This is a genomic window from Deinococcus sp. (assembly GCF_018260555.1).
Lineage (GTDB): Bacteria > Deinococcota > Deinococci > Deinococcales > Deinococcaceae > Deinococcus.
This window is the reverse complement of the sequence record NZ_JAGLBB010000008.1, coordinates 1-12704: the sequence shown is the minus strand read 5'-3', so window position 1 is coordinate 12704 and position 12704 is coordinate 1. Positions and strand designations below refer to the sequence as shown.

Here is a 12704-nt window from a genome sequence, read left to right as displayed (position 1 = left end):
AGGGAAGCTTGAGACACACTGAGAAACTCCCTTAATAAATGGAGAAGGGCGATAGGAGTAATGCTGTCGACTCGCCCTGTTCCATTTACTTCATGTAGATAAACGTGTTGGTGTTATAGGTTGGAATGGGCCCAAGGTTATAAATGAAATTCCCAACCTTATTGCTTACAGCGGCCAGGTTATCCGCCTTGGCGATCATGATGACGGGCAGGTTTTTCGCGAACAACATCTGCCATTCACCGTAGAGCGCACGGCGCTTTATCGGATCAATGGTTGTGGCACCCTGCTCGAAGATGTCGTGAATCCGTTTTTCCCAGGGAAACATGGTCACCGTGTTCAGTGTTCCGTCGGCTTTACGGGTCGAGAGGTGCCAATAGTGTAGGGCCTGGCCCGGCTGCCAGATTTCACGGCGCAGCTGAGGATCAGGCTGATCACCAAACGCGAGGATCATGGCCTCGAAGTTACCGCTCATGCCTGTAGACAGCAGGTTAGATACCAGAATGCCCTTGGGGTTCGCCTTGACCCCTATGCTTTTCAGGTCATTTTGCAGAATGGTGGTCACAGCTGGGTAAATCGTACTGTCGGTGCCGTAGAGCAGATCGAACTCCAGATTTTTCCCGGGCGCAATATTGCGAATACCATCACGGTCAGTGTCTTTAAGACCCATGGCGTCCAGTTTCGCGGCGGCGGCTTTCAAGTCATACCGGCCAAGCTGGTTGCGGGTATTGACATAAAACTCGCTGATCGGCGAGACGCCGTGGCCTGGAAGAACAGCAACCGTGTTGTATATGTCACTGATGATCCGGGGCCGGTTGAGCGCTGACTGAATCGCCTGACGGAAGCGCAGATCACGGAAGACTTTCGCCAGTTGGGGATCCTTGGCGTCAAAGTTGAATGCCAGGTGGGGCGGGCTGCCGAAGAGCGCTTTACTTCGTTGAATCTTGAATGGCGCGCCGCTGATCTCCTTTTGCTTCAAGTCGGGAAATTGAGCACCGTTGATATTGATCTCGTCTATATTGCCAGCCAGGAATTGAGCGACCTGTGCCTGGGGATCACGTATCACCAGGTATTCGAGCCGGTCCAAGTAGGGGAGCTTCGTTCCCTTCGTATCTACTTTCCAGTAGTTGGGGTTGCGCGTCAGGGTGACTTTCTGCCCCGACACATAACTTGACAGCTTAAAAGGACCAGTCCCAACCACACTGCTGGCCTCGTCTGTTCCCCACATCTGCATAAATTTATCCGGATTTTTCAGCGGATTTATGGCCGCAAAAACGTGTTGTGGGAAAATAAAAATCCTCAGAGGCTGCAAGAACGCGCCCGCCGCCTGCTTGAGCGTCATCCGGACGGTATACTGGTCAACCTTCTCGACCTTGATTGGTTCTCCCCCAAAGGTCAAATTGGGAATCTGATTGGCGCGCACACCGGGGTTGAGGATAATGTTGTTATAGGTGAAGACCACATCATCGGCGTCGAACGTTTTGCCGTCATGCCACTTGACCCCCTTTCGAAGATTGAACGTCCAGACCTTACCATCTTTACTGGTCGTCCAGCTTTCAGCTAGACCAGGCTCAAGTTTGTAGGTAGCCAGATTGTACTGCACAAGGCTCTCAAGAACATTATTGAGAATCGTGTAATTGTTGTTATCGATGGCGCCAAAGTAGTTAAACGTCTGTGGGCTGTCGCCCAGGGGAAGAGTGTACGTTCCTCCCGACTTCCCGGGAACAATCCCGGCATTCTTAAGGTTGGCACCTGCTACCTGCTGTGCCGGGGCTATACTACCTAGTACGCTTAATCCGAATGCAAGAACCCATTGTGTACGCATAATGTCCTCCAGTGCAAAGAAGTGGGAGAGTTGGTAAAGTTTCAAATGACGTGGAAGAAGATTGACCAGGGCGCGTGAAGCCTGGGACTAAACCTCAATCTTTACCTACGGAACAAGCTTAAAAGGCTCCGTCAGATGCGTTACTTCTGGTAGATCAGCGGAACGGGGTTGTAACCGGGAATGACGCCCAGGTTGTACACGTAGTTACCGTACTTGTTGCTGACCGCGCCGATGTTCTCGGGTTTGGCGATGGGCGTGACCGGCAGGTTCTGCGCGAACAGCAGCTGCCAGCGGGTGTACAGCGCCTTGCGTTCCCCGACGTTGGTGGTCGTGGCGGCCTTTTCGAAGATGGTGTAGATGTCTTTTTCCCAGGCGGCCATCTTTGCGATGTTGGGTTTGTCGCCGTCCTTGGCGGGCTGGAGGCTGCGGTGCCAGTAGTACAGGGCGCCGCCGGGCTGCCAGATGGGCTTGCGGAGTTCCGGATCGGGCTGGTCCCCGAAGCCGTGCAGGATCATTTCCCAGTCGCCGCTTAACCCGGTGGAAAAGAGTTTGCTGTTCAGGATGCCGCGCAGGTTGACTTTCACGCCGGCCTTGGCGAAGTCGCTCTGGATGATGGTGGCCATGGCAGGGTACGTGCTGCTGTCGGTGGCGTACGTCAGATCGAATTCCAGGGGCTTGCCACCTGGCAGCAGACGGATGCCGGCGCTGTTTTTCTTGCTCAGGCCCATGGCGTCGAGCGCCTGACCGGTGGCGGCAACGTTGAAGCTGCCCAGCTGGGCTTTGGTGTTGGCGTACCACTGCTTGTTGATGGGCGCGACGCCGTGACCGGGCAGGCTGGCCAGACCGTTGTAGACGGTGTCGATGATGCGTTCGCGGTTCAGGGCGCCCTGCATGGCGCGGCGGAAGCGCACGTCGCTGAAGACCTTGGCAAGGGCGGGGTCCTTGGCGTCGAAATTGTACGCGACGAAGGGAGGACTGCCGAACAGGGCGGTGGAACGCATGATCTTGAAGGGCGCGCCGGCGACTTCCTTGCCCTTCAGGTCGGGGAACTGCGCGCCGCTGACGTTCAGCTGGTCGAGGTTCCCGGCGAGGAACTGCGCGACCTGCGCCTGCGGATCACGGATGATCAGGAATTCGAGTCGGTCGAGGTACGGGAGGCGGGTGCCGGCCGCGTCGACCTTCCAGTAGTTGGGGTTGCGGACCAGCGTGACTTTCTGCCCGGCGGTGTAGGTGGCGAGTTTGAAGGGGCCGGTGCCGACCACGTCGCTTTCGGGGCTGTTGGTGGGCCACGCGCCGTTAATGTCGCTGGGCTTGGCGCCGCCTTCCTCCGAGAATTTCAGGAGTTTGTGCTTGGGCATGATGAACGAGCGCATCTGTAGCAGGAAAGCGGGGCTGGGGCGAGGCAGTTCGAACTTCACGGTGTACTGGTTGACGCGGCTGATCTCGACGGGTTTGCCGTCCAGTTTGAAGCTGGCGGCGTCCCCGGCGCGGGCTTCGGGGTTCATGATGATGTTCTTGTAGGTGAAGACCACGTCGTCGGCGTCGAAGGTCTGGCCGTCGCTCCACTTGACATCCTGGCGGAGTTTGAAGGTGTAGGTTGTTCCTCCGTCGCTGACGGTGTAACTTTCGGCCAGGGCGGGTTCCAGTTTGTAGGTGGCGAGGTTGAACTCCAGCAGGCCGTCGAAGAGCTGCTGGGAGACCAGGCCGAGGTTGTTGTCGATGACCCCGTAGTAGAACAGGCTCTGGGGGCTGTCACCGAGCGGCAGGGTGTAGGTGCCGCCCTGCTTGCCGGTCGTGACACCGAGCGTGCCGTACCCGCTGATCTTCTTGGGGGCGGCGTGGGCGGTGCCGGCCAGGGCAGCGGTCATCAGGGTAAGGGTGATCAGTGCCAGTGGGGTGGGTCTACGCATGAGGGGCCTCCGGGGGGTGACGGCTGTCAGGGGAGTGTCTGCTGTGGGCGGCGAATTGTGCAGTGCAGCCCCTAGACTAATACCACTTTGGGTCCACTTGCAAGTCTGCCGCTCAGTGGTCTGAAGGTGGTATGGTTACGGCGATGTCTGACGCCTTCACCACCTGGGCCATCCCGCTGGACGCGGCCAGCGCCACGCCCGTCTACGTGCAGGTCGCGCAGGGACTCGCCAGCCGCATCGAGAGCGGCCAGCTTCGCCGCGGCAGCGCCCTACCAGCCGAACGCGACCTGGCCGCCACCCTCGGCGTGTCCCGCGTCACCGTCCGGCAGGCGCTGTCACTGCTGTCCCAGCAGGGTCTGCTCGTCCGCCGGCACGGCAGTGGCACCTTCGTCACGCCGCCCGCCCAGCCCGGCGACCTGCCCAGCCGACCCCTGGCGCTGCTGGCCTCGTTCTCCGAGGACGTCCGCTCGCGCGGGCAGACGCCCGGCGCGCAGGTCCTGAGCTTCGAACGGGCCCGCCCGAACGCGCAGGAAGCCATGAGCCTTGCACTCTCCCCCAGCGAGAGCGTGTACCGCCTGCGCCGCCTGCGCACCGCCGACGGGGAGCCGCTGGCCGTCGAGGATTCCACGCTGCCCGCCACGCTCGTCGGCGATCTGACCGAGCAGGACGTGCAGGACGCCAGCCTGTACGCCCTGCTGCAGGGCCGTGGCCTGAGCCCCGTGCGCGCCATCCGCCACCTGCGCGCCCTGAACGCGGACCTGCACCTCTCGCCGCTGCTGGGCGTCACGGTCGGCGCGGCCCTCCTGGCGACCGACCGCGTGTCCTGGCTGGCTGGCGGGCAGCCCATCGAGTACGCCCGCGCGCACTACCGCGGGGACCGGTACGACTTCGTGATGGAACTTCGCGGGGACCCGCGTTGAGGGGCGCGCCGCGGGTGCTGGGCCTGATGAGCGGCACCAGTGCCGACGGCATCGACGCCGCGCTGCTGGAACTGCCCGGCTGGCCCGGGCTGCGCGCGCCCCACGCGCCTCCAAGCCCCCAGACCCTGAGGGACCTGAGCGCCCTGAATGACCGGCCGCACGCGCCACGCGGCCGGGTGGTCGCACACACCTTCACGCCCTACCCGCCGGACCTGCGCGCCGCCGTGCTGGCCGCCATGCACGGCGGGGTGGGCACCGCCGACCTGACCCAGCTGCACTGGGCGCTGGGAGAGGCGCTGGCGCTGGCCGCCGCGCCGCACGCCGCGCACGCCGACCTGATCGCCAGCCACGGGCAGACGGTGCAGCACCACCCGGCCCCCGACCCGGCGCGCGGCTGGACCCGCCCCGCCACCCTGCAACTCGGGGAGGCGGCCGTGATCGCCGCCCACACCGGGCGTCCCGTCGTGGCCGATTTCCGGCCCGCCGACATGGCCGCCGGGGGTGTGGGCGCGCCCCTGGTGCCGTTCGCGGACTGGGCGCTGCTGGCGCAGGACGGCGTGAACCGCACCCTGCTGAACCTGGGCGGCATCGCGAACGTCACCGCCCTGCCCGGCCTGGACCCGGGGCGCGTGCAGGCCTTCGATACCGGGCCCGCCAACTGCCTGATCGACGAGATCGCCGCCCGCAGCGGCCAGACCCACGACGCCGGCGGCGCCCTGGCTGCGTCCGGTCAGGTGCACGAACCCACCCTGGCGCGCTGGCTGTCGCACCCGGCCCTCGCGCAGCGCCCCCCGAAGGCCACCGGGCGGGAGGTCTGGACGCTCGGACGCCTGCCGGCCGCGCCGGACCTGAGCGCTGCCGATCTGGCCGCGACCGCCACGGCCCTGACCGCCCGGAGTGTCGCCCAGTCGCTACGCTTCCTGGACGGCCCACCCGGCGAGGTGGTCGTGGCGGGCGGCGGGGCACGCAACCCCACCCTGATGCGCGCGCTGGCCGCCGCCCTGGCGGACCTGCCCACACCCGCGCCGCTGCGGACCTTCGCGGACCTCGGCTGGACCGACGCCGGATTCACCGACGCCACCCGTGAGGCCGCCGCCTTCGCGTTCCTGGGGTACGCGCACGCGCAGGGCTGGCCGAACACCCTGCCGCACACCACGGGTGCGCGCCACGCCGTCATCGCCGGTCGCTGGACGCCCGCTCCTCCAGCTGCGCCACGCCGCCCGGTTCCTGTCACCCCCGCCCTCTTCCCTGGAGACCGCCCTTGACGCACCCACCGGATCCCTCCTCCGAGCCGCAGGTTCTCCAGCCGGACACCCCGGGTCAGAGCCTCACGCCGGACGCCACAGCGCTGCCGGACACGGTGCTGCCGGCCACACCACTGCCGGCCACATCACGGCCCGCCGGACGCCTGCCCCGGCTGGATGGTTCGCCGCGACCGCCCGCGCCGCTGCCGCCCGAGTCCCGCCGCACCGAGGGATTCCGCGCTGACCACCCCGACCTGGACCGTCTGGAAACCGGCGCGCTGGTGCAGGCGCTCGCGGACGACCAGGTGCAGGCCGTGAATGCCGCCCGAGACGCCGCGCCCGCCCTGGCCCGCGCGGTCACGGCCGCGCTGCCCCGCCTGGAACGCGGCGGGCGCCTCGTGTACGTCGGGGCCGGAACCAGCGGGCGGCTGGGCGTGCTCGACGCCACGGAACTCACGCCGACCTTCTCCTGGCCGGCCGAGCGGGCCGTGCCCCTGATCGCCGGGGGCGAACGAGCCATTCGCAGCGCCGTGGAGGGCGCCGAGGATGACCGTGAGGCCGGGCGGCGGGACGTGCAGGCCGCCGGGGTCGGTCCCGACGACGTGCTGATCGGTGTGGCCGCCAGCGGCACCACGCCCTACGTGCTGGGCGCGCTGGACGCCGCGCGGGCCGCCGGGGCGCTGAGCATCGGCCTGTCGAACAATCCGGGCACGCCCCTGCTGGACGCCGCCGACTGCGCCGTGCTGCTGGACACCGGCCCGGAACTCATCAGCGGCAGCACCCGCTTGAAGGCCGGCACGGCGCAGAAGATCGCGCTGAACACCCTGTCGAGCGCACTGATGGTGCACCTGGGCAAGGTGTACGGGAACCTGATGGTGGACGTGCGCGCCAGCAACACCAAACTCGAGGGGCGGGCGCTGCGGCTGGTCATGCACGCCGCGAACGCCAGCGAAGCGCAGTCCCGCGCGGCGCTGCTCGAAGCGAACGGGCAGGTGAAAGTCGCCGTGGTCGCCCTGCGCCTGGGCGTGGGCGTCCACGAGGCCGCCCGCCGCCTGGACGAAGCGGGCGGCCACGCGCGCGCCGCCCTGGGCGAGGCCTGAGCCGCGTGGCCCGCCCGGACCCGGCGGTCATGCGCCCGGTCATTCCCGCCCACACGCGGGCGTTGCTGGAGCGCGCCACGCAGGGTCACGGCGGGCCGAGCGCCGCCGCGCTGGGCGTGGTGAACGCCGCCGGCGAGCAGGCGAGCGTCCGGCTGGGCACGCTGCACCGCCCCGACCAGTCGGCGCACGCGTCTCCCGTGCACGCGGACTCCTGGTGGGACCTCGCCAGCCTGACCAAGCCGCTGCTGACGGCCCGCGAGATCATACGCGCCGCCGAGCGCGGCCTGCTGGACCTGGACGACCCCCTCGGCACGCACCTGCCGGACCTGGCGTGGATGCCGGGCCAGTCGGTCGGGGATGGCCTGCGCGGGCGCACGCTGCGGCACCTGCTGACGCACAGCGCCGGTCTGCCCGCCTGGGCGAAACTGTTCACCTGGGGCGACGAGCGCACCATCCGCGCCCGCTTCCTGCATGAACCCTGGCCGGTCAGCGAGGCCGGGCCGGTCGTGTACTCGGACCTGGGGTACATGCTGCTGGGGCGCGTGCTGGAACGCCTGCACGGGCACCCGCTGCGGGACCTGCCACTGGACGGCGGACTGAGCTTCACGCCCGACCCGGCCGACACGGTCGCCACGGAACACTGCCTGTGGCGCGAGCGTCTGCTGCGCGGCGAGACGCACGACGAGAACGCCGCTGCGATGGGCGGCGTCGCCGGGCACGCTGGGCTGTTCGGCACGCTGGGCGGCGTGCTCCGCCAGGGCGAAGGGCTATTGCGCGGCGGCTGGCTCTCCCCGGCCGCGCAGGCCGAAACGCTGCGCCCCCAGGTCGAGGGCCGCAACCTCGCGTTCGTGACGGCCAGCCCCGGCTGGAGCGGCGGCGCCCTCGCCAGTCCCGCCGCGTTCGGGCATACCGGCTTTACCGGCACGGGCCTGTGGGTGGACCCCGCGCGCGGCCTCGCGTGGACGCTGCTGACCAACCGCGTACATCCGAACCGCCACACCAGTTTCGACATTCAGGGCCTGCGCCGCGCCGTCGGGAATACCCTGCTGGCCGGTCAGGGCCAATGACCGTGATCAGAGCAGGTGCCCGGCCGGGTGGCAGACCTGTCAGGCAGACTGCCGTCTGTTCCGCTTATACGCATTCCGCTAAATTCCACCACAGTCGGAAAATCGCCGCCTGCGGCTCCATACCGCGAAATCCGTATGCTGTTCCTACTCGCGTCCGCTCGGATTGATTTGGAAGTGCGCCAAATCAATCGGAATCCGTATTAGACCTCGCAAGCGCAGTCGGCTGCGAACCGAACAAGTAACCATAAGAGACGGACTCACATGGATATGAGAACGGACTCTGCCTGACCCTAAGGGCAGGTGTGCACCTCCTCAAGCGCCGCTCTGCGGGACACTAAGGCCACTGTTATCTGTGCCTGCCGCATTCCAGGGACACTGGAGGTATGGAACTCCTGTTCGCTCTGGCCGCCATCATGGTCCCCCTGATCTCCCTGCCTGTCCTGTTTCCCGAGCGTGTGCAGACCGCTGCCCGGAACGCGGCGCAGGGCAGCGAGTAAAGACGCGGCCAGGCAGGACACGGCGAGTCAGGACAACACCTGCGTTCCACACCACAACCGTCCGAACAGTCAAGCTTCACCCGCACCGGACACCTCCTCAGGGCGTCCCGTCCTGTTGGTCGGGCTGGCCTTCACCGCTCATGTGGACTCAGGTTGGATAGTTAGAGACTGTTGAACCAGAGCAGCATCAGCACGAGGGAATCACCTACTGGGCATGTCGTTGGCTACCGGGCGCATGAACGGGTTGTGATCAAAACGGGCGGCCGTCCGTCCGGTAGATCAGGGACATCTGAGCGTCTGCTCAGGTATACTGGGGCGTGACATCCTCGCCTCGCCTTCCCTCTCCCACAGCGGTCCGGCAGGCCACACCGTCCCAGCCGACCACCCTGAGCTACTTCGTGCAGGGCATGGACTGCGCCAGTTGCGTGGCAAAAGTCGAGCGGCTGGTGGGCGGCCTGCCCGGCACGGGCGAGGTCAGTACCAGCTTCACGCGGCAGACCCTGAAGGTACAACTGGACGAGACCCGCACGCCCCGGCAGACGCTGGAACAGCACCTGCGGTCGCTGGGGTACGTGCCCACGTTGCAGGGCCGCGAGACGACTCCGGACACGCAGCACCCGCACGAGCACGGACATGAGCACGGAGACAGCCACGCGCCCGGGCACTCGCAGGCGGCCGCTGCGGGGCCTGGGCGACCCTGGCACCAGAGTCCCCAGGGACGACTGGTGGTGCTGTCGGGCGCGTTTCTGGCCGCCGCGTGGGTCCTGGGCTTCGCAGCGCCCGCCCTGAGTACGGCGGCGTTTGTGGCGGCGACGCTGCTGGGCGTGTGGCCGCTCGCACGCCGGGCCGTGGCGAGTGCGCGCCTGGGGGACCCGTTCAGCATCAACATGCTGGTCAGCCTCGCGGCCACCGGCGCGGTCCTGATCGGGCAGGCGGCCGAGGGGGCGGTCGTGGTGTTCTTCTTCGCGGTGGGCGAACTGCTTGAGGGCGTGGCGGCGGGCCGTGCGCGCGCGGGCATTCAGGCGCTCGCGGCGCTGGCCCCGAAAACGGCCCTGCTGCTGCCGGACAGCGCTGACGGGACGGCGCCCCTGGCGCGTGAAGTGCCGGCCGGTACCCTGCGCGCCGGGCAGACCGTGCAGGTCAACCCGGGTGCGCGCGTCCCGGCAGACGGCACGGTGCTCGGTGGCACGTCGGGGGTGGACGACAGTCCCGTGACCGGCGAGAGCGTCCCGGTCGTCAAGAGCGTGGGCGACGGCGTCTTCGCGGGGAGCATCAACGGCGACGGCGTGCTGACCGTGCGGGTGGACCGCGAGGCGAGCGACACGACCATCGCGCGGATCACCGCCATGGTCGAGGAAGCCGAGGCCAGCCGCGCCCCCACCGCCCGTTTCATCGACCGGTTCAGCCGCGTGTACACGCCGGGCGTGGTCCTGGTCTCGGCGCTGGTGGCCACCGTGCCCCCGCTACTGGGCGGCGACTGGCACTCTTGGCTGTACCGGGGCATCAGCCTGCTGCTGATCGGCTGCCCGTGCGCGCTGATCCTGAGCGTCCCGGCCGCCATTACGAGCGGCGTGAGTGCCGGGGCGCGGCGCGGCCTGCTGATCAAGGGCGGCGCGGCCCTGGAAAGCATCGGCGGCGTCCGGACCGTCGCGTTTGACAAGACCGGCACCCTCACCGCCGGTCACCCACGCGTGACGGACGTGCACCCGGTGGGCGGCACCCGCGAGGACGTGCTGCGGCTGGCAGCGGCGGCCGAGGCGGGCAGCAGTCACCCACTGGCCCGCGCGGTCTTGCACGCCGCACGCGGCCTGAACGTTCCGGCCACGACCGACGCGCGCGCCCTGCCCGGCCGGGCCGTCACCGCCCGCCTGACCGGCGCTGAACCTGACGCGGGCCGCGAGGTCACCGTGAGTTCCCCCGGGCACACCGCCACACTGACCGACCTCGCCCCGGACGTGCAGGCGCAGGTCACGCGGCTGGAAGCACAGGGCCGCACCGCCGTCCTCGTCCTGCTCGGTGAACCGGGCGGGCGGGTCGCGCCCGAGGTGCGCGGCGTGATCGGCCTGCGGGACGAACTTCGCCCCGACGCGGCCCCCGCCCTGGCTGCGCTGCACCGCCTGGGCGTGCGAACCGTCATGTTGACCGGCGACAACGGCCGCACCGCGCGGGCCATCGCGGACGACCTGCGGCGCGCCGGGGCGCCGGAACTGGAGGTGCACGCGGCGCTGCTCCCGGAAGACAAACTGCGCCTGATCCGCGACCTGCAGGCGCGCGGCGCGGTCGCCATGATCGGCGACGGCATCAACGACGCGCCGGCCCTGGCCCAGGCGGACGTGGGCGTCGCCATGGGCGGCGGCACCGACGTGGCCCTCGAAACGGCGGACGCCGCGCTGCTGCGGGAGCAGGTGAGTGGCGTGGCCGACCTGATCGCCCTGAGCCGCGCCACCATGAGCAACATCCGCGTGAACATCGCCTTCGCGCTGGGCCTCAAGGCCGTGTTCCTGATCACCACGCTGCTGGGCTACACCAACCTGTGGATGGCGGTCCTGGCCGACACCGGCGCGACCGCCATCGTCACCGCGAACGCCCTGCGCCTGCTGCGCTGGCAGCCGCCCGCCCGGCCGCGCCCGCAGCGTTCCCCCACCCGGAGGCCACGTGACCACGCCCGCCCGCCGCCCGGCAGCTGACCAGGCGCTGCCCGACCCTGACGCGCGGTGCGAGGTCAGATGCCTTCACCCGCAGGAGGTCGCGCAGGCCCGCGCGGAGCAGCCCGGCCCGGCAGACATCGAGGCCGCCAGCACCCTGCTGAAAGTCATCGCCGACCCCACCCGCCTGAAACTCCTGAGTGCCCTGCGGACCGGGGAACTGTGCGTGTGCGACCTGTCCGCCGTGATCGGCCTGAGCGAGAGCGCCGTCAGCCACCAGCTGCGCCTGCTGCGCGAACAGCGGATCGTGACCGTCCGCAGGCAGGGCCGCGTGGCGTACTACCGCCTGCTGGACGCCCACGTCACCACCCTGATCGGCGGGGTTCTCGACCACCTGCGCGGACCGGTGCCAGCCTGACCAGCACGCGGGCAGCGTTCAGGCGAAGCGGGCGAGCTCCGGGTCTGCCCCTGGGTTGCTGCACGACCTTCTTGATGTCCTGCGTGCGGTCCTTGCGGACGACCAGCGTGACGTCCCCGGCCCCGGCCGAACAGGTCGGGGAGGAGTTCCTCGAAGGCGGCCCGCCTCAGCGCAGCGCCATACCTGTGATGTACTGGATGCGGATGTGCCGCTCCTTGGTCGCCTGCGCGGCCCGGCCCTTGCCGGGCTCCCCGACAAGATGGGCGTTCAGGTACGGTGTGCTCCCGCTGCCGCGCTCGATGCTCAGGGGTTCGAGTTCCTCCAGGACGCTGCGCCCGGCGGTGGGGTTTCCGGACCAGCCGACGTATTTCTCGACGTTGTACTGTACCAGCACGCGTTGACCGGCCTCGATGGCGCGTTCCAGGAAGGCGCGTTTCTGGCGGGTGTCGTCCATGATGGTCAGTTCCGCCGAGCTGTTTCCCGGAACGGTCAGGTTCGTGGTGGGGCTCAGACCCAGGCGGTCCAGTTCACGGCGTACGGCGTCCACGTTCGCGGCGTCCACCGTGAACAGGTTCGGGCCGATGACCGGGCCGATCAGGCCTTTCAGGCGCGGGTGCGCGGCCAGCGCGGCGGCCTGCGGGTGAGACAGCAGCGCCACGCTCGCCAGTGACGGCGGCGGCGTCTGTCCGCTCCAGACGCCCAGTTGCAGCCGCAACGCGCCCGGCAGGCGGCCCTTGACGCGCGCTTCGAGGTCCGGCAGGAACGAGGTGGGAAACCCGCCGGGCGTGGTGGGCCGCAGTTCCAGGCGGCCGTCCGGGCGGGTGCTCACGCGGCCACGCAGGAGGCTGCGGGCGTGCAGGTCCACGCTGCCCTGGGCGCGGAAGGACCCGTCCGGGTTGAACGAGAAGGTCGCGGTGGGCGGCGTGTCGGCCAGCAGGATGGGCGTGCCGGACGGCAGTTTGAAGGGGGCGGTGCCGGGCAGCAGGAAGCGCTCGCCGACCGGCGTGCCCCCGATCTTCTTGTGGGCGGCGCCGCGCTCGGCGGGGGTGGGGTACTCGAGCAGCGTGGCGGCGCGGTGCAG

9 protein-coding genes are annotated in these 12704 nt (G+C 68.2%); 6 read left to right on the top strand and 3 right to left on the bottom strand.

Features of this window, described 5'->3' with window-relative positions; translation table 11 throughout:
• Window positions 1–85: 85 nt before the first annotated feature.
• Both QZ271_RS02830 and QZ271_RS02825 read right to left on the bottom strand, forming a co-directional pair.
• Window positions 86–1822: an ABC transporter substrate-binding protein gene (locus QZ271_RS02830; protein WP_291428776.1), complete on the bottom strand. Its 1737-nt coding sequence runs from the start codon at window positions 1820–1822 to the stop codon at window positions 86–88.
• 140 nt (window positions 1823–1962) lie between these two features.
• Window positions 1963–3732 (bottom strand): ABC transporter substrate-binding protein, encoded by a 1770-nt coding sequence (locus QZ271_RS02825; RefSeq protein WP_291428774.1) that lies wholly within the window; start codon window positions 3730–3732, stop codon window positions 1963–1965.
• Window positions 3733–3875: 143 nt separating this feature from the next.
• Here QZ271_RS02825 and QZ271_RS02820 point away from each other — a divergent pair, with 143 nt between their 5' ends.
• From QZ271_RS02820 to QZ271_RS02795, 6 genes are all read left to right on the top strand, one after another.
• Entirely contained in the window at window positions 3876–4652 is a 777-nt protein-coding gene (locus tag QZ271_RS02820; RefSeq protein WP_291428773.1) for a GntR family transcriptional regulator, read from the top strand.
• The gene (locus QZ271_RS02815) at window positions 4649–5917 is read left to right on the top strand and encodes an anhydro-N-acetylmuramic acid kinase (protein ID WP_291428771.1); all 1269 of its coding nucleotides are present in this window, start codon (window positions 4649–4651) and stop codon (window positions 5915–5917) included. Before QZ271_RS02820 ends, QZ271_RS02815 begins: the two co-directional genes overlap by 4 nt.
• Before the next feature lie 182 nt (window positions 5918–6099).
• The gene (gene murQ / locus QZ271_RS02810; RefSeq protein ID WP_291428853.1) at window positions 6100–6996 is read left to right on the top strand and encodes an N-acetylmuramic acid 6-phosphate etherase; all 897 of its coding nucleotides are present in this window, start codon (window positions 6100–6102) and stop codon (window positions 6994–6996) included.
• A gap of 5 nt (window positions 6997–7001) precedes the next feature.
• Window positions 7002–8063: a serine hydrolase gene (locus tag QZ271_RS02805; protein ID WP_291428769.1), complete on the top strand. Its 1062-nt coding sequence runs from the start codon at window positions 7002–7004 to the stop codon at window positions 8061–8063.
• Between the two features lie 883 nt (window positions 8064–8946).
• Complete coding sequence (locus QZ271_RS02800) at window positions 8947–11247, top strand: heavy metal translocating P-type ATPase (RefSeq protein ID WP_291428850.1); 2301 nt, start codon at window positions 8947–8949, stop codon at window positions 11245–11247.
• Window positions 11216–11623: a helix-turn-helix transcriptional regulator gene (locus QZ271_RS02795; RefSeq protein WP_291428768.1), complete on the top strand. Its 408-nt coding sequence runs from the start codon at window positions 11216–11218 to the stop codon at window positions 11621–11623. Before QZ271_RS02800 ends, QZ271_RS02795 begins: the two co-directional genes overlap by 32 nt.
• A gap of 166 nt (window positions 11624–11789) precedes the next feature.
• Here the strand turns inward: QZ271_RS02795 and QZ271_RS02790 are convergent.
• Window positions 11790–12704 (bottom strand): hypothetical protein (locus tag QZ271_RS02790; protein WP_291428767.1); only part of this gene is annotated, 915 nt, incomplete at its 5' end.